The sequence below is a fragment of the Stutzerimonas stutzeri genome (genome assembly GCF_000935215.1).
Classification (GTDB): Bacteria; Pseudomonadota; Gammaproteobacteria; order Pseudomonadales; family Pseudomonadaceae; genus Stutzerimonas.
In genome coordinates this window covers 1-16,137 of sequence record NZ_JXXD01000056.1, presented here as the reverse complement: position 1 = coordinate 16,137, position 16,137 = coordinate 1, and the positions used below count along the sequence as shown (strand labels likewise).

Genomic DNA, 16,137 nt, shown 5'->3' with positions numbered 1-16,137 from the left:
CCGATCGGCTCGACGGCCGTCGTGATCGTTACGCGACCGCCGGCTGCGCGGGACGCAGCCGCCAGAGCCCGTCGACACAGCGTTCGCCGTCGAACAATGCCTGAAGTTCCGTAGCCGGCCGCGGCCGGCTGAACCAATAGCCTTGCACCAGCTGGCAGCCCTCGGCCACGAGAAACGCCACCTGCTCGGGGTGCTCCACGCCTTCGGCGACGACGGCCAGGCCGAGGCTCTGGCCAAGGCCGATGACGGCACGACTGATCGCCACGGAGTCGGCATCGTCCGGTGCGGCGGCAATGAAGCTGCGATCGACCTTTAGCACATGCAGCGGGTAACGTTTGAGGTAACCGAGCGAACAATAGCCAGTACCGAAGTCGTCCAGCGCCAGGCGAACACCCAGCGCGGCAATCTCGTGCAGCGCGCCCATCATCAGCTCGCTGTCCTGCATCAAAAGCGTCTCGGTGATCTCCAGCAGCAGGCTCGCGGGCGGCAGTCCGGTTTCACGCAGCACACGGGCCAGCAGCGCGGCGAAACCTGGCTGCTGCAGCTGACGAATCGACAGGTTGACCGCACAGTACAGCTGGCTCTGACCCGCCAGCTGCCAGCGGCGCACCTGACAGCAGGCCTCGCGCAGCACCCACTCACCAACCCGGACGATCTCGCGCGACTCTTCCAGCACCGGAATGAATTCATTGGGCGCCACCGGCTGGTTATTGAAGCGCCAGCGCAGCAGCGCTTCAACGCCGACCAGATAGGGTTGATCGCCTGCTACACGGCAGATCGGCTGATAGTGCAAGGTGAATTCGCGGCGCGTCAGCGCCTGCGCCAGTGCGCTCTCGAGCTCCAGCTGGCGCGCCGCCTTGGAATGCAGGCCATCGCAGAACAGCGCGAATTGGTCCTTGCCGGCGCTCTTGGCCCGGTACAGCGCCAGATCAGCCGCCTGCAGCGCGTTCAGCGCCTGGCCGTCACGCTGCAAGGGCGCGATGCCGATGCTGGCGCTGACCGACAGCGTTCGCTCGCCGAGCTGCAACGGCTGACGCAGCGCGACCAGCATCCGTTGCGCCACACGCTCGGCATCGGCCTCGCAGGCCAGATCGCCGAGCAGGGCGACGAACTCATCGCCGCCGAAGCGTGCAAGGTGATCGCCGGGGCGCAGGCAGCGCAGCAAGCGCTGCGCCACCTCGACCAGCACCTGGTCACCGGCGCCATGCCCGAGACTGTCGTTGATCAGCTTGAAGCGGTCCAGGTCCACGAACAGCAACGCGGCAGCGCGTCCATGGGGACGCTGCTGCACCTCCTTGAGCAGCTCCTCGAGGTGCAGGCGGTTGGCCAGGCCAGTCAGCGCATCGTGACGTGCCGCGTGACGCAAGCAGTCTTCGGCGGCCTTGCGCGCGCTGATGTCGGTCTGCGAACCGGCCATGCGCAAGGTCCCCAGCTCGCAGCGTTCGGCCACACCGCGCACCAGCACCCAGAGGTACTCACCGCGCTCGGTACGGACGCGGTACTCGTGAACCAGCGAAGGGCTGCGCCCGTTCAGGTGGTCGGCGATGGCCTCGCGCAACCCGGGCAGATCGTCCGGGTGCACCCGTTCGAACCAGCTGCGGCTGCAATAACTGGGTTGTGCTGGCATTGCCAGCATGGCGGTCCAGCGCTCGGAAAGGTGCAGCCGGTCATGCTCGACGTCCCACTCCCAGATGCCGTCTTCGGAGCCGCGCAACGCGCGCGTCAGGCGCGCTTCACTGTCCTCCAGCGCATGTCGCTGCGCCGCACTGTAGGTGTCGATGGCGAGAATCATGTCGAAGAAAACGATCTTCAGCAGGCTGTCGTAAACCGCATGCTGCTCGTCGTCGCCTACCAGGGCGCGCAGCATTTCCGACAGATACAGCCGGTAAGCCCCGAGATACCACTCCAGGTCGACGCCGACGCGCTGATGCACCAGCCCGACCAGCAGGCGATCACGCACATAGTCGCGCTCATATGGCCCGTTCCAGAGGCGGCGGTAGTACTCCTGCTGGCGCTGCTTGAGGCGTGTCAGACCGGCACGATCGCTGCGCATCGCTGACGGCTGGCCGAAGTCGGCAAGGTGTTCGTAGAGTTTTTCGATGAAGACCCGATGCGCCGGCTCGAGCTCAGCAGCCGCCCGGTTAAGGCGCAGCGCATCGCTGGCTTGCCATTGCAGGAAACGCTTGCGCGTAAGGATCTGGTCGAGGCCCAGCCCGACTCGTTGCAACAGCGCCTTCAGCTCGTCTTCCATGCCTTTCCCGATGCGATGGCCCGCCCGGCGCGCCCACCTTCGCTTGGCTTTCTGCCAGTCAGGGGCGACGATCAGGTGTGGTACCAGTTGATGCCATAAAGCCATCTAGGGTCGCAGCGGCGCTTCGTCGCATTATTGATGCAAGTCAGCGAAGCGATGGGTCCGGGGACAGACGATAGTCGGGCGCACCGAGGCAGGACGCCCCGGCAGCCCTTCCGGTACTCAGGCCGCCAGCTTGGCGGTGAGCTCCTTCTTGAGGCGGGCGCGCAGTTCGCTCATCTGCTCCCCCATTTCCTCGAGGCGCTTGGCATCGAAAAGCTCGCGTGCCTGCGGGAACATTTCCGATTCCTCTTCCTCGATATGGTGCTCGAGCAGCTCCTTGCACACCTTGGCGCGACCGGAGAATTCGAGGCTGCCGGGATCGGTTGCCTTCAGGTCCGGCAGTACCAGTGCATCCACCGCACGGTGTTCTTCCTTGGCCTCGTGGAACATCTTTGCTTCTTCCTTGCCGCCAGCTTCCTTGTAGGCGGGATAGAGAATCTGCTCTTCCAGCTGGGTATGGATGGTCACTTCCATTTCCAGCTTGCTCAGCAGCTCGGTGCGTGTCTTCACGGCACGCTCGGTGGAATCGGTCAGGCGCGTCAGCAGGTCCTTCACGCGCTCATGATCCTCAATCAACAGGTCGATGGCGTTCATGTGGCTCTCCTCTTCGGCTTCACGGCAAACGAACCGGGCTCTACGGCCCGGTGTCGAAAAATATGGCTGCGGTCATCCCGCAGCCGGGCGGCTCAGGCGTACTCGTAGGTCGGCAGTGCGGTACGGCTCTGGCTCTGCAGATGTGCGATGGAAGGCGACATCCCCGCCTCCAGCGCGAGGTCCCGGCGTACCGAGCTGACGACCCATTCCAGTTGCATCCGGGTTTGGGTCTGGCCCTTGGAAAGCGCTCGCTTGACCAGAACACGGTCGTCGTTGCGCAGGGTCAGCAGCAGCCCGCCATCCGGGCGGGGCTCGGTGAGCACTTCGAACTCAGGGAATGCGGCAGTGAGGAATTGTTGTGCAGCGGTCATTGTTCTGTACTCCAATAAGTTCCAGCGAACCTAACGGAGCAGCGTTCGTGCCAACCTGACCAATGATTTTTTATCTAGCAAAAACAATAACTTATGAAATTATGCCCAGGCATTAAGCCGTGCAAAACGCAATACGAAGCGTGATGCAGGTTGCATTCTGCGGTCTGCATTGGCCGTTCAGCCCTTACGCCAGACACTCGCTAGCCAAGGTTGTTCCTCCCGTGGCACCCCGGCGGGGCGGTAGTAGTGCTCCAGTTCGACGAAACCGGCGGCCAACACGCGTTCGCGCCAGGTCGGCCAGGCATACCAGACGCCGTAGCGATCGCCACTCCAGCCCTCCTGATCCTGACCGCGCGGGTTGGAGCAGAACAACACCCCACCCGGCTTCAAGCTATCGCTCAGCTGCAAAAGGACCCTGGGCAACTCGGTACTAGGCACGTGAAACAGCACCGCATTGGCGAAGATCCCATCGAACGATTGGGCCGGAAGCTCCAGTTGCAGCAGATCCTGATGCCAGACTTCACAGCCACTGTCGGCGCGAGCCATCTCGACGAACGCCTCTGTTCCATCGAGACCTATCGCCACATGCCCACGGGTTCTCAGGGTCTTCAGATCACGACCTGGGCCGCAGCCGAGGTCGAGGATGCGCAGCGGCGGTTCTGCCTGAATGTGACGCAGAAGGGCATCGATGTTCTGGCTGACGTCGTGGTCGAGCGTACCCTCGCGGAAAGCCTCTGCATTGAGGCGGTAGTAATCGAGCGTGCGCTGCGCGGCGGCCTCGGTATTGTTCATGGGCGACTCCAGCAAGAGAATGGCGCAACCCTAGCGCGGCCTCGAGCCTAGGGCCAGTGCTGCGACAGACCTGTACTGCCGGTCAGGCACCCCCGGCTGGGCGCCCCCGGCTAGGCGCCCCCGGCTAAGGTAGGCATTGAGCGTTGCGCCTGGAACGGCGAGGATGCCACTCACAACGTGCGCCAGCGCACAGCCGCCGGTGGAAAGCGACGACCGTCCGGCTGCAGGACTGAAACTTGCAGCGCGTAACCTGTCGAAATCCTGTCCGGCTCTACAACGGCTGGAATGCAGCGAAACGCAACATCGAGACCACCATGAACCACGCACTGCCGAAAATCGTTCTGCTCGTCGAAGACGAGCCGCATATCCTCAGCCTGCTCTCGGACTATCTGGCCAGCGAGGGCTACCAGGTACTGGAAGCGGACAGCGCGCCCAAGGCATTCGAAATCCTGGCGACCAAACCGCAGCTGGATCTGTTGGTAACCGACTTCCGCCTGCCCGGCAACGTATCCGGCGTGATGATCGCCGAGCCGGCACTCAAGCTGCGGCCCGACCTCAAGGTGATCTTCATCAGCGGCTATCCGATCGAAATCTATGAATCGGGCAGCCCCATCGCGCGCTCGGCCCCGGTGCTGGCCAAGCCCTTCGCCCTGGACACGCTGCACAGCCAGATTCAGGCATTACTCGCCAGCTGACCGACACTGCGCCGAAACGAAAAAGCCCGCATAGCGCGGGCTTTTTCACGTCTGGACGGATCAGTTGATCTTCGGGTCCAGTTCGCCGCTGGCGTAGCGCTGGAACATGCCTTCCAGGGAGATCGGCTTGATCTTGCTGGCGTTACCGGCGGTACCGAAGGCCTCGTAGCGGGCGATACAGATGTCGCGCATGGCCGAGACGGTCTTGGCGAAGTACTTGCGCGGGTCGAATTCGCTGGGGTTCTTCGCCATGAACTCGCGAATCGCGCCGGTGGAGGCCAGACGCAGGTCGGTGTCGATGTTGACCTTGCGCACGCCGTACTTGATGCCCTCGACGATTTCTTCGACCGGCACGCCGTAGGTTTCGCCGATTTCACCACCGTACTGGTTGATGATCTGCAGCCACTCCTGCGGCACCGACGAGGAGCCATGCATCACCAGATGGGTGTCCGGAATGCGCGCATGGATTTCCTTGATGCGCTGGATCGAAAGGGTGTCGCCGGTCGGCGGCTTGGTGAACTTGTAAGCGCCATGGCTGGTGCCGATGGCGATCGCCAGGGCATCGACCTTGGTCTTGGCGACGAAGTCGGCGGCTTCTTCCGGATCGGTCAGCAGCTGGCTGTGATCGAGCACGCCCTCAGCACCGACGCCGTCTTCCTCGCCGGCCATGCCGGTTTCCAGGCTGCCCAGGCAACCCAGCTCACCTTCCACGGAGACACCGCAGGCGTGAGCGAAGGCCACGGTCTGCTGGGTCACGCGCACGTTGTAGTCGTAGTCGGCCGGTGTCTTGCCGTCGGCCTGCAGCGAACCGTCCATCATCACCGAGGAGAAGCCCAGCTGGATCGAGCGCTGGCAGACATCCGGGCTGGTGCCGTGGTCCTGGTGCATGCACACCGGGATGTGCGGGAATTCTTCGATCGCCGCCAGGATCAGGTGGCGCAGGAACGGCGCGCCGGCGTATTTGCGCGCACCGGCGGAAGCCTGGACGATCACCGGGGAGTCGGTCTTGTCAGCCGCTTCCATGATGGCGCGCATCTGCTCGAGGTTGTTGACGTTGAAGGCCGGCACGCCGTAGCCGAACTCGGCGGCGTGGTCGAGCATCTGGCGCATGCTGATGAGTGCCATGTTTTCCTTTCTCCCGGTCTGGGTCGTTTGATCGTGTAGAGCCTGCCGCAGTGGCCGACGCTGTTCAAGCGCCGCACGCTGGGCGCGGCATTGTAGTGGCGGGGGCGGCAAATGCCAGCGTCCCGCCAGCTTTCAGTCGAAAGCCCCGCATCGGCGAGGCCTGTATGAATCATTAGCCGCTAGATGCTGATGAGCGACGCACTGCAGCCATGGGCCAGCACCTTGTCATCGGCGACGCGGTACACCAGCGCCTCGTTACCCTTGTCGTGGAAAGCGAGTACGCCATCGCTATAGAAACTGCCGCGGGTGGCTGGTTCCTTTCGCAGGGTATGAATACGTTCGTCATTGCCCACTTTCAGGTCGATCGCCGAGTGCTGGTCGTCAGCGTATCGCCATGCGATGTTCTGCTGACTCTGGCATTTCCAGCGCACGAATGGCGCATCCGGGCCGGATTGCCAGTGGCCACAACCGCCGAGCAGCAACGCTGCGATCAGCATGGACAGGCCTTTGTTCATTCCTTCTCCTTGGCAAACGGTGATCACGGGCAATCCTGCAGGCCGTCTTGCGTAGTGATGGTCGGGTCGCCCGTGGCCTGCATTTCGACGCGCTGGTCATGCTCGGCAGTCGGGCTGAGGACAGGCGGTGGGTCGAGTACCTGGCAAGCGCTATCCGGTGAATTCCCGGCGCAACCGGCCAACCCCAGGCAGCAAACAGCAACAACGGCATATCGCATGGTGCATCCCCTTTCCTTGTTCCAGATAGAACAAAGACCACGGCAAGCCGCCGGGGTTGCCCCATGCGCTGCCGGCCCAGCATCTCCTGGGCCGGCAGGCGAGCGGCACAAGGCGTTCACCTCGCGCGCGAAGTTTCAGTCGGCGCGCTGTTCCAGCACTTCGACCGCCGGCAGCACCTTGCCCTCGACGAACTCGAGGAAGGCGCCACCACCGGTGGAGATGTAGGAGATCTGCTCGGCCACGCCGTACTTGTCGATGGCTGCCAGGGTGTCGCCGCCTCCGGCGATGGAGAACGCCGGGCTCTGGGCGATGGCCTGAGCCAGCACCTTAGTGCCGTTGCCGAACTGGTCGAATTCGAACACGCCGACCGGACCGTTCCAGAGGATGGTCTGCGAGGACTTGAGCATTTCGCCGAACATGGCCGCCGTCTTCGGCCCGATGTCCAGGATCATGTCGTCATCGGCGACGTCGGCGACAGCCTTGACCGTGGCCTCGGCACTCTCGGCGAACTCCTTGGCAACCACCACGTCCACCGGCAGCGGCACGGCAACCTTGGCCGCGATGGCCTTGGCGGTGTCGAGCAGATCCGCTTCATGCAGCGACTTGCCAACGTTGTAACCCGCCGCGGCGAGGAAGGTGTTGGCGATGCCGCCACCGACGATCAGCTGGTCGCAGATGTCGGCCAGCGAGGTCAGCACGTCGAGCTTGGTCGACACCTTGGAACCGGCGACGATGGCGACCATTGGCTTGGCCGGGGTTTTCAACGCTTTACCCAGGGCATCCAGCTCTGCCGCCAGCAGCGGGCCGGCGCAGGCCACCTTGGCAAACTTGGCCACACCATGGGTCGAGCCCTGAGCGCGGTGCGCGGTGCCGAAGGCGTCCATGACGAAAACGTCGCACAGCGCAGCGTACTTCTGCGCCAGCTCGTCGGTGTTCTTCTTCTCGCCCTTGTTGAAGCGCACGTTCTCCAGCAGCACCAGCTCACCCGGCTGCACCTCGACGCCTTCCAGATAGTCCTTGATCAGCGGCACTTCGCGGCCGAGGGCCTTGGATAGGTAGTCGGCGACCGGCTTGAGGCTGTCTTCCTCGCTGTAGACGCCCTCTTCCGGTCGTCCCAGGTGCGAGCAGACCAGCACCGCCGCGCCCTTCTCCAGCGCCAGCTTGATGGTCGGCAACGAGGCCAGGATGCGTGCATCGCTCTTCACCGCGCCATCCTTCACCGGCACGTTGAGGTCCTCGCGGATCAGCACGCGCTTACCCTGGAGGTCGAGATCGGTCATCTTCAAAACGGTCATGTTGGTCTTCCTTAAGGTCGAGAAGCAGCGATGTTCCAGGCGCGGGGGCTAGGTGCGATTGGCCACGCGCAGATAGTGGTCGGTGACGTCGAGCATGCGGTTGGCGAACCCCCATTCGTTGTCGAACCAGGCCAGCAGGTTCACCAGGCGCGGGCCGGACGCGCGCGTCAGGCTGCCGTCGACGATCGCCGAATGCGGATCGTGATTGAAATCGCAGCTGGCGTGGGGAAGCTCGGTATACGCCAGCAAGCCCTGCAAGGGCCCGCCTTCGGCGGCCTCGCGCAGCACCCGGTTGATCGTTCGCGCATCGGTATCGCAGGCGGTTTGCAGCGTGATGTCCAGACAGGACACGTTCACCGTGGGCACCCGCACCGCTTTGGCCTGAATCCGCCCCGAGAGTTCCGGCAGCAGGCGTTCGATACCCCGCGCCAGGCCGGTGGACACCGGAATTACCGACTGGAAGGCCGAACGGGTGCGGCGCAAGTCTTCATGATGGTAGGCGTCGATCACCGGCTGATCGTTCATCGCCGAGTGAATCGTGGTGATCGAGGCGTACTCGATGCCCACCGCGTCGTTGAGCAGCTTGAGCAATGGCACGCCGCAGTTGGTAGTGCAGGAAGCGTTGGACACCAGCCGCTCGGAGCCCGTCAGCTGCTGCTGGTTGATGCCCATGACCACCGTGGCATCGACATCCGCCGCGCTGGCCATCGGCTGCGAGAACAGCACCCGCGGCACACCCGCGGCGAGAAAGCGCTCGCCATCGGCGCGACTGGTGTAGGCGCCGGAGCACTCCAGCACCAGGTCGACGTCCAGCGCCCGCCAGTCGACCGCCTCGGGCGTCGACTCGCGCAGCACCTTCACGCAGTGCCCATTGAGGTGCAGGCAATCGCCGTCCACGCTCACTTCGCCGGGGAAGCGGCCATGGGTAGAGTCGAAGCGGGTGAGGTATTCCAGGCTGGCCATGTCGGCCAGATCGTTGAGGGCAACGAACTGAAAATCGAAGGCGGCGCCGCGCTCATAGAATGCACGCAGCACGCAACGGCCGATGCGGCCGTAGCCGTTGAGGGCGACGCGATAGGGACGGGCGTTGGCCATGGGTTCTTCGTCGGTCCTGCAGGTGGAAAACCGATGTTCTCCACCCTACGCGGATGGGGCTCGATGGGTGGATGGCCGCAGCCATCCACCCCATCTTTGCGGTCAGTCCTCCAGCAGCTCTTCGGCGACGGCGAGGATGTTGTCGACGGTGAAGCCGAATTCCTCGAACAGCTGATTGGCCGGAGCCGATTCCCCGTAGGTGGTCATGCCGATGATGCGACCGTCAAGGCCGACGTATTTGTACCAGTAGTCCGCGTGCGCCGCCTCGACGGCGATACGTGCACCGACTTCCACCGGCAGCACCTGCTGCTTGTAGGCGGCGTCCTGGGCATCGAACACGCTGGTGCAAGGCATCGAGACGACACGCACCTTGCGGCCCTGCTCGGTCAGCTTGTCGGCGGCCTGCACCGCCAGACTGACTTCCGAACCGGTGGCGATGAGGATCAGCTCCGGCTCGCCGGCGCAGTTCTTCAGGATGTACCCGCCGCGGGCGATGGCCGCCTCGGTCTCGTTGTCGCGCACGTGGAACGGCAGGTTCTGCCGCGAGAAGATCAGCGCGCTCGGGCCGTCCTTGCGTTCGACCGCATGCTTCCAGGCCACCGCGGATTCGACGGTATCGGCCGGGCGCCAGGTGTCCAGGTTCGGCGTGGTGCGCAGGCTGGTCAGCTGCTCGATCGGCTGGTGAGTCGGGCCATCTTCGCCAAGACCGATGGAGTCGTGGGTGAAGACGTAGAGCACGCGCTGCTTCATCAGGGCGGACATGCGCACGGCATTGCGGGCGTATTCCATGAACATCAGGAAGGTCGCGCCGTACGGAATCAGGCCGCCGTGCAGGGCGATGCCGTTCATGATCGCGGCCATGCCGAACTCGCGCACGCCGTAGTACATGTAGTTGCCCGAAGCGTCCTCGGCAACTACCGGCTTGCAGCCCTTCCACAGGGTCAGGTTGGAGCCGGCGAGGTCCGCCGAACCGCCGAGCAGCTCCGGCAGCAGCGGGCCGAAGGCATTCAGACAGTTCTGGCTGGCCTTGCGGCTGGCGATGGTCTCGCCCTTGTTGGCGACTTCACGGATGAACTCGCTGGCCTTCTCGGCGAAGTCGGCCGGCAGTTCACCAGCCATGCGCCGCTTGAACTCGGACGCCAGCGCCGGGAATTCGGTCTCATAGGCGGCGAAACGCTTGTTCCACTCGTTTTCCGCGTCGGCGCCCTTCTGCTTGGCGTCCCATTCGGCGTAGATCTCGGCCGGGATTTCGAACGGGCCGTGTTTCCAGCCCAGCGCCTCGCGGGTCAGCGCGATTTCGGCATCACCCAGCGCAGCGCCGTGGGATTCTTCCTTGCCCTGCTTGTTCGGCGAGCCGAAGCCGATGATGGTCTTGCAGCAGATCAGCGTCGGACGGTCGCTCTTGCGCGCGGTCTCGATGGCCATCTGGATCTCGTCGGCGTCATGGCCGTCGACGTTGCGGATCACCTGCCAGCCATAGGCTTCGAAGCGACGCGGGGTGTCATCGGTGAACCAGCCGTGCACTTCGCCGTCGATGGAGATGCCGTTGTCGTCGTAGAAGGCGATCAGCTTGTTCAGGCCAAGGGTCCCGGCCAGCGAGCAGACTTCGTGGCTGATGCCTTCCATCATGCAGCCGTCGCCGAGGAACACATAGGTGTTGTGGTCGACGATGTTGTGGCCGGGGCGGTTGAACTGCGCCGCCATGACCTTCTCCGCCACGGCGAAACCGACAGCGTTGGCCAGGCCCTGACCGAGCGGACCGGTGGTGGTCTCGACGCCGGCGGTGTAGCCGAACTCCGGGTGGCCCGGGGTTTTGCTGTGCAGCTGGCGGAAGTTCTTCAGGTCATCGATGGTCAGGTCGTAACCGGTCAGGTGCAGCAGCGAGTAGATCAGCATCGAGCCATGGCCGTTGGACAGCACGAAGCGGTCGCGGTCGGCCCACTGCGGATTGGTCGGGCTGTGCTTCAGATGATCGCGCCAGAGGACTTCGGCGATGTCCGCCATGCCCATGGGGGCACCCGGGTGGCCGCTGTTGGCTTTCTGCACAGCATCCATGCTGAGGGCGCGGATGGCATTGGCTCGCTCACGACGGCTGGGCATCGCTGAATCTCCTGCGGGTGTACGTAGAAAAAGGCGGCCATTTTCCCCTACCGAGGGTGGCCCCGGCAATGACTGAATGGCAGCCCCGCAAGCTCAATCCAACAGCTCGACGCCCTGACTGGTCACGTCCGGCAGGTGTTCGAGCAGGTAATCGCGCATGCGCATCAGGGTCGCCGACTCATCGCCGCCGCCAGGCCAGACCAGGTAATAGCTGTCACCGGACTTCACTGCCTGATGGAACGGCAGCGCTAGGCTGCCGCGCTGCAGCTCGGCGCCGACCAGCGCCAGATCGCCGATCGAGACACCATGCCCCTGCGCCGCGGCGGAGATGCCCAGCTCGAGGGTGTCGAACAGCTTGCCCTGCTGCCAGGCGATCTGATCCGCGCGCCCGGTACGCTGCAGCCAGCGCCGCCAGTCACGGCAATCCCGCGAGGGATGGATCAGCTCCGCCTCGCCCAGCCGCTGCGTGGTCCAAGCCGTGGTGCCAAGCAGTTCGGGGGCACAGACCGGCACCAGCCACTCATCGAACAGCTTCACCCGTCGCCAATCAGCGGGAAAACCGCCGTTGCCGAGCAGAATTGCACAGTCGAACGGCTCGCTACTTAAATCCACTGCGTCCAGATCCATCCAGGCACTGGTCAACTGCACGCGGCTCTGCGGATTGGCCATATGAAAGCCCTCCAGCGTGCCCAGCAACCAACGCATGGTCAGCGTCGACGGCGCCTTCAGGCGCAACGCACCGCGCTGGCGGGTCACCGCAACGCAGGCGTTTTCGATGGTGCGAAAACCGATCTTCAACTCCTGCGCCAGCAGTCGCCCGGCATCGGTCAGCGTCAGACGCGAGCCGTGCCGCTCGAACAGCTGGCAGCCGAGATGCTCTTCCAGCGTCTTCACGTGCCGGCTGACCGCACTCTGGGTGATGAACAGGCTCTGCGCGGCCTGGGTGAACGAGCCGAAACGCGCCGCCACCTCGAAGGCGCGCAAGGCATAGAGCGGCGGCATGCGCGGCGCTGCGACAACCGAATCCGGCATGACTAAAACTCATCCTTAGGGGTCATTTTTTCCATTTTCCAATCTTTTCCAGCGTCCCAATACTGCGCCAGCAATGGGGTTCCGGGCCAGCTTCGGTATTCACTTAACGCGCACGCGCACCAATAAAAACTCAGGAAAGGATGCCATGCAGAACAAATACTACGAGACGCTCCTGGCCAATACGGTAGAGAAGAGCGCACTGCAGCATGAGCAGATCGGCCAGATCATCAATTTCAGGCTGTTCGGTAACAAGAAAGGCTTCATGACCCTCGAAAGTCTGCCCATCGGCGACACCCCGCCAACACCGCTGAGCCGCGACCTGCTTTGCAAACCCGACGACAGCAGCGAGCGCCTTCTGCTGCAGGCCACCGCCCTGCTCGGCGAACCGATCGGCTATCTGCAGGAATCCGAGGGCTGCATCGTCAACAACTTCTTCCCGCAGCAGGCACATTCCCGCGGTGCAACGTCGGACAGTTTCGATACCGAACTGGACCTGCACACGGAAAACGCCTTCCACGCCGTACTGCCCGACTATCTGGTGCTGCTCTGCCTGCGCCAGGACCCCGACGCGGAGGCGGTCACCTATATCGCCTCGATCGAGCGCATCCTCGAGCGACTGACCTTCGAAGAGCAGGCGTTCTTCCTCACCGAGCCGTACAACTTCCTGTCCGATTACGGTCCCACCGAAAAGAACCAGCGCATCGACATCAATCGCCACCAGACCATCCTCTACGGCGACCCGGATGCACCTTTCTTCCGTTTCGACCCGCACTTCATGCTGGCCTTCAGCAGCCGCGCCCAACAACTGATGGACAAGCTGCGCGCCATCGCCTGGGAGGTGGTCGAGCCGGTGCGGCTGAATCGTGGCGACATGCTGATCATCGACAATCGCCGCACCGCTCACGCGCGCAGCCCCTTCAGTGCACGCTTCGACGGCAGCGATCGCTGGATCCAGCGCGCCTTCGCCATCACCAATCCGAACTTCTATGCCGAGCGCCTGGGCAAACGCAGCCGGGTATTCGGCCTGGTGACCGAACTATGAACGCTACCTATCTCGCCTTCGCCGCGGCGGTCGCCCTGCTGATCGCCTCTCCCGGACCGGTGGTCGCACTGGTGGTATCCGACGCGCGCCGGCGCTGGCCACTGTGGACGATTCTCGGCGGTGCGCTGTCTGCGCAGATCCTGATGATCGCCGCACTGGTGATGATCTACCTGGCGCTGGACCTCGACCCGCTGGTGCTCGAAGCCGGGCAGATCCTCGGCGGCCTGTACCTGATCTGGCTGGGCTGCGACAGCCTGTGCGGCGGACGCAGCGAGGCCGCCATGCCCAAACGCAGCGAGGCGCACTATTTTTGGCGGGCCATGGCGGTGGGCCTGTCCAACCCCAAGGACATCCTGTTCTTTCTCGCCTTCCTCCCCGGCTTCATCCTGCCCGCGCAGCCGTTCGCGCCACAGGCGACGGTGCTCATCGTGATCTGGGCGGTGATCGATCTGAGCATCCTGCTCGCCTACAGCCTGCTCTCGCGCCGTCTGGCCGGCGAAGGACTGATCCAGCGCCTGCTGGATATCCTGCCGAACTATTTCCTCATCGGGCTGGGCCTGGTGTCCTGCACCCTTGGGTTGTCCCGCCTGCTGCATTAACCCTGCGCCCACAAGGGCAATATCAAAACTTTTTGATATTGCCCTTGCTGTACGAAAAGTGACCGACTAAACTGCGCGACCTATGAGCCTGCGCATACCCCAGATCCGTTTCGACGCCAGTGATTCGCTCGCCGCCTTGTGCAAGGCCGGTGGCGATGCGCTGCGGCTGAACATATTGCGGGCGTTGGCCAGCGATTCGTTCGGCGTGCTCGAGCTGGCGCAGATCTTCGCCATCGGCCAGTCCGGCATGAGCCATCACCTCAAGGTGCTGACGCAGGCCGGTCTGCTGGCGACCCGCCGCGAAGGTAACGCGGTGTTCTATCGACGCAGCCTGCCGCAAGCGGATAGCCCAGGCGGCAAGCTGCATGGGGCGCTGCTCGAAGAGGCTGATCGACTGGAACTGCCACGCGAAATCGAAGCGCGTATCGCGGCGGTCCATGCCCAGCGCAGCGCCGCCAGCGAGGATTTCTTCGCGCGCATGGCCGACAGCTTTCAGGCCCGTCAGGACCTTATCGCCGGCCTGCCGCAGTACCGCGACAGCGTGGTGGCCCTGCTCGACGCGCTGAACTTCAATGCCAGCGCCACGGCGCTGGAAGTCGGTCCCGGGGATGGCAGTTTCCTGCCGGAGTTGGCGCGGCGCTTCGCACGCGTAGTGGCGCTGGACAACAGCCCCGCCATGCTCGACCTGGCGCGTGCGCGCTGTCAGGAAGCGGGGCTGACAAATGTCGAGCTGAAGCTCGCCGACGCACTGCACGACGACTGCCCGCCGGCCGACTGCGTGGTGCTGAACATGGTGCTGCATCACCTGGCGGCGCCCGGCGAGGCGATCAAACAACTGGCACGGCTGGTGAACGCGGGCGGCAGCCTGCTGGTCACGGAGCTGTGCAGCCACAACCAGAGTTGGGCCAGGGAGGCCTGCGGCGATCTCTGGCTCGGCTTCGAACAGGACGATCTGGCCCGTTGGGCCGATGCCGCGGGGCTCACGCCCGGCGAGAGCCTCTACATTGGCTTGAAGAACGGTTTTCAGATCCAGGCCCGGTACTTTTCCCGGTCCGTCCCTGACGACCGACTCACCCACCGGTAATAGGAAACCGATAGATGAGCGAATACTCGATTTTTACCTCCGAGTCCGTGTCCGAAGGGCATCCGGACAAGATCGCCGACCAGATCTCCGATGCGGTGCTCGACGCCATCATCGCCGAGGACAAGCATGCCCGCGTGGCCTGCGAAACCATGGTCAAGACCGGTGTGGCGATCGTTGCCGGTGAAGTCACCACTTCGGCCTGGGTCGATCTGGAGCAACTGGTGCGCGACGTCATCGTCGACATCGGCTACAACAGCTCGGAAGTCGGTTTCGACGGCGCCACCTGCGGCATCATCAACATCATCGGCAAGCAGTCGGTGGACATCGCCCAGGGCGTCGACCGCACCAAGCCGGAAGACCAGGGTGCCGGTGATCAGGGCCTGATGTTCGGCTACGCCAGCAACGAGACCGACGTGCTGATGCCGGCGCCGATCCGCTTCTCCCACGCCCTGGTCGAACGCCAGGCTGAAGCACGCAAGAACGGCCTGCTGCCATGGCTGCGCCCGGACGCCAAGAGCCAGGTCACCTGCCGCTACGAGAACGGCAAGGTCGCCGGCATCGACGCCATCGTGCTGTCCACCCAGCACAACCCCGAGGTCAAGCAGAGCGACCTGCGCGAAGCGGTGATGGAGCTGATCATCAAGCACAGCCTGCCCGCGGAGCTGCTGCACAAGGACACCCAGTACCACATCAACCCGACCGGCCAGTTCGTCATCGGCGGCCCGGTTGGCGACTGCGGCCTTACCGGCCGCAAGATCATCGTCGACACCTACGGCGGCATGGCCCGCCATGGCGGCGGTGCCTTCTCCGGCAAGGACCCGTCCAAGGTAGATCGCTCGGCCGCCTACGCCGGCCGCTACGTGGCGAAGAACATCGTCGCCGCCGGCCTCGCCGATCGTTGCGAGATTCAGGTGTCCTACGCCATCGGCGTAGCGCAGCCGACATCCATCTCGCTGAACACCTTCGGCACCGGCAAGCTCAGCGACGACAAGATCATCGCTTTGGTCCGTGAGCATTTCGATCTGCGCCCTTACGCGATCACCCGCATGCTCGACCTGCTGCACCCGATGTACCGCGCCACCGCGGCCTACGGCCACTTCGGCCGCAATCCCTACGAGATGACGGTGGGGGCCGACACCTTCACCGCCTTCACTTGGGAAAAGACCGACAAGGCCGACGCTTTGCGCGCCGCTGCCGGGTTGTAAGCGCGACCGCACCGACAAAAA

Annotated in this window: 16 protein-coding genes; 5 read left to right on the top strand and 11 right to left on the bottom strand. The window is 63.9% G+C overall.

Translation table 11 applies throughout. The features are described 5' to 3' along the window. Positions 1 to 28: 28 nt before the first annotated feature. The 4 genes from LO50_RS07665 to LO50_RS07650 all read right to left on the bottom strand — a co-directional run bounded on the left by LO50_RS07665 (position 29) and on the right by LO50_RS07650 (position 4,110). Complete coding sequence (locus LO50_RS07665) at positions 29 to 2,251, bottom strand: putative bifunctional diguanylate cyclase/phosphodiesterase (protein WP_044314618.1); 2,223 nt, start codon at positions 2,249 to 2,251, stop codon at positions 29 to 31. Positions 2,252 to 2,473: 222 nt separating this feature from the next. Then, complete coding sequence (locus LO50_RS07660; protein ID WP_044314617.1) at positions 2,474 to 2,947, bottom strand: PA2171 family ribosome-binding persister protein; 474 nt, start codon at positions 2,945 to 2,947, stop codon at positions 2,474 to 2,476. 92 nt (positions 2,948 to 3,039) lie between these two features. Next, on the bottom strand, positions 3,040 to 3,318 hold the full coding sequence (locus LO50_RS07655; RefSeq protein ID WP_003301474.1) for a DUF3509 domain-containing protein: 279 nt from the start codon (positions 3,316 to 3,318) through the stop codon (positions 3,040 to 3,042). Between the two features lie 177 nt (positions 3,319 to 3,495). Then, positions 3,496 to 4,110: a class I SAM-dependent methyltransferase gene (locus tag LO50_RS07650; RefSeq protein WP_044314616.1), complete on the bottom strand. Its 615-nt coding sequence runs from the start codon at positions 4,108 to 4,110 to the stop codon at positions 3,496 to 3,498. Positions 4,111 to 4,424: 314 nt separating this feature from the next. On the opposite strand from LO50_RS07650, the gene LO50_RS07645 reads away from it, so the two are divergent. Continuing rightward, positions 4,425 to 4,805, top strand: coding sequence for a response regulator (locus LO50_RS07645; RefSeq protein WP_014818786.1), 381 nt, complete (start codon positions 4,425 to 4,427; stop codon positions 4,803 to 4,805). A gap of 60 nt (positions 4,806 to 4,865) precedes the next feature. Here LO50_RS07645 and fba read toward each other — a convergent pair whose 3' ends face one another. The 7 genes from fba to LO50_RS07615 all read right to left on the bottom strand — a co-directional run bounded on the left by fba (position 4,866) and on the right by LO50_RS07615 (position 12,186). After that, positions 4,866 to 5,930 carry a class II fructose-bisphosphate aldolase gene (gene fba, locus LO50_RS07640; RefSeq protein WP_014818785.1) on the bottom strand — a complete coding sequence of 355 codons (1,065 nt, stop codon included), beginning with the start codon at positions 5,928 to 5,930 and terminating at the stop codon, positions 4,866 to 4,868. A gap of 179 nt (positions 5,931 to 6,109) precedes the next feature. Beyond that, positions 6,110 to 6,445, bottom strand: a complete 336-nt coding sequence (locus LO50_RS07635) for an MliC family protein (RefSeq protein WP_023446039.1) — start codon at positions 6,443 to 6,445, stop codon at positions 6,110 to 6,112. Between the two features lie 23 nt (positions 6,446 to 6,468). Then, positions 6,469 to 6,663, bottom strand: coding sequence for a hypothetical protein (locus LO50_RS24040; RefSeq protein WP_014818783.1), 195 nt, complete (start codon positions 6,661 to 6,663; stop codon positions 6,469 to 6,471). A 135-nt stretch (positions 6,664 to 6,798) separates the two neighbouring features. After that, positions 6,799 to 7,959 (bottom strand): phosphoglycerate kinase, encoded by a 1,161-nt coding sequence (locus tag LO50_RS07630; protein WP_044314615.1) that lies wholly within the window; start codon positions 7,957 to 7,959, stop codon positions 6,799 to 6,801. Between the two features lie 48 nt (positions 7,960 to 8,007). After that, positions 8,008 to 9,054 (bottom strand): erythrose-4-phosphate dehydrogenase, encoded by a 1,047-nt coding sequence (epd, locus tag LO50_RS07625; protein WP_044314614.1) that lies wholly within the window; start codon positions 9,052 to 9,054, stop codon positions 8,008 to 8,010. 102 nt (positions 9,055 to 9,156) lie between these two features. Next, positions 9,157 to 11,154, bottom strand: coding sequence for a transketolase (gene tkt / locus LO50_RS07620; protein ID WP_044314613.1), 1,998 nt, complete (start codon positions 11,152 to 11,154; stop codon positions 9,157 to 9,159). Between the two features lie 93 nt (positions 11,155 to 11,247). After that, on the bottom strand, positions 11,248 to 12,186 hold the full coding sequence (locus tag LO50_RS07615; RefSeq protein WP_014818779.1) for a LysR substrate-binding domain-containing protein: 939 nt from the start codon (positions 12,184 to 12,186) through the stop codon (positions 11,248 to 11,250). Between the two features lie 145 nt (positions 12,187 to 12,331). On the opposite strand from LO50_RS07615, the gene LO50_RS07610 reads away from it, so the two are divergent. The 4 genes from LO50_RS07610 to metK all read left to right on the top strand — a co-directional run bounded on the left by LO50_RS07610 (position 12,332) and on the right by metK (position 16,116). Then, on the top strand, positions 12,332 to 13,228 hold the full coding sequence (locus tag LO50_RS07610) for a TauD/TfdA family dioxygenase (RefSeq protein WP_044314612.1): 897 nt from the start codon (positions 12,332 to 12,334) through the stop codon (positions 13,226 to 13,228). Next, complete coding sequence (locus tag LO50_RS07605) at positions 13,225 to 13,827, top strand: LysE family translocator (protein ID WP_044314611.1); 603 nt, start codon at positions 13,225 to 13,227, stop codon at positions 13,825 to 13,827. The genes LO50_RS07610 and LO50_RS07605 overlap by 4 nt, the downstream gene beginning before the upstream one ends. An 82-nt stretch (positions 13,828 to 13,909) precedes the next feature. Further along, positions 13,910 to 14,911 (top strand): ArsR/SmtB family transcription factor, encoded by a 1,002-nt coding sequence (locus LO50_RS07600; RefSeq protein ID WP_044314610.1) that lies wholly within the window; start codon positions 13,910 to 13,912, stop codon positions 14,909 to 14,911. A gap of 14 nt (positions 14,912 to 14,925) precedes the next feature. Then, positions 14,926 to 16,116 (top strand): methionine adenosyltransferase, encoded by a 1,191-nt coding sequence (gene metK / locus LO50_RS07595; RefSeq protein WP_014818775.1) that lies wholly within the window; start codon positions 14,926 to 14,928, stop codon positions 16,114 to 16,116. Positions 16,117 to 16,137: the final 21 nt, after the last annotated feature.

Coding starts and splice junctions, on each gene's coding strand:
- LO50_RS07630 (WP_044314615.1), bottom strand. CDS start 7,959: ATGACCGTTTTGAAGATGACCGATCTCGACCTCCAGGGTAAGCGCGTG.
- LO50_RS07665 (WP_044314618.1), bottom strand. CDS start 2,251: ATGGAAGACGAGCTGAAGGCGCTGTTGCAACGAGTCGGGCTGGGCCTC.
- LO50_RS07615 (WP_014818779.1), bottom strand. CDS start 12,186: ATGCCGGATTCGGTTGTCGCAGCGCCGCGCATGCCGCCGCTCTATGCC.
- LO50_RS07655 (WP_003301474.1), bottom strand. CDS start 3,318: ATGACCGCTGCACAACAATTCCTCACTGCCGCATTCCCTGAGTTCGAA.
- LO50_RS07610 (WP_044314612.1), top strand. CDS start 12,332: ATGCAGAACAAATACTACGAGACGCTCCTGGCCAATACGGTAGAGAAG.
- fba (WP_014818785.1), bottom strand. CDS start 5,930: ATGGCACTCATCAGCATGCGCCAGATGCTCGACCACGCCGCCGAGTTC.
- LO50_RS07650 (WP_044314616.1), bottom strand. CDS start 4,110: ATGAACAATACCGAGGCCGCCGCGCAGCGCACGCTCGATTACTACCGC.
- LO50_RS07660 (WP_044314617.1), bottom strand. CDS start 2,947: ATGAACGCCATCGACCTGTTGATTGAGGATCATGAGCGCGTGAAGGAC.
- metK (WP_014818775.1), top strand. CDS start 14,926: ATGAGCGAATACTCGATTTTTACCTCCGAGTCCGTGTCCGAAGGGCAT.
- LO50_RS07645 (WP_014818786.1), top strand. CDS start 4,425: ATGAACCACGCACTGCCGAAAATCGTTCTGCTCGTCGAAGACGAGCCG.
- epd (WP_044314614.1), bottom strand. CDS start 9,054: ATGGCCAACGCCCGTCCCTATCGCGTCGCCCTCAACGGCTACGGCCGC.
- LO50_RS24040 (WP_014818783.1), bottom strand. CDS start 6,663: ATGCGATATGCCGTTGTTGCTGTTTGCTGCCTGGGGTTGGCCGGTTGC.
- LO50_RS07600 (WP_044314610.1), top strand. CDS start 13,910: ATGAGCCTGCGCATACCCCAGATCCGTTTCGACGCCAGTGATTCGCTC.
- LO50_RS07635 (WP_023446039.1), bottom strand. CDS start 6,445: ATGAACAAAGGCCTGTCCATGCTGATCGCAGCGTTGCTGCTCGGCGGT.
- tkt (WP_044314613.1), bottom strand. CDS start 11,154: ATGCCCAGCCGTCGTGAGCGAGCCAATGCCATCCGCGCCCTCAGCATG.
- LO50_RS07605 (WP_044314611.1), top strand. CDS start 13,225: ATGAACGCTACCTATCTCGCCTTCGCCGCGGCGGTCGCCCTGCTGATC.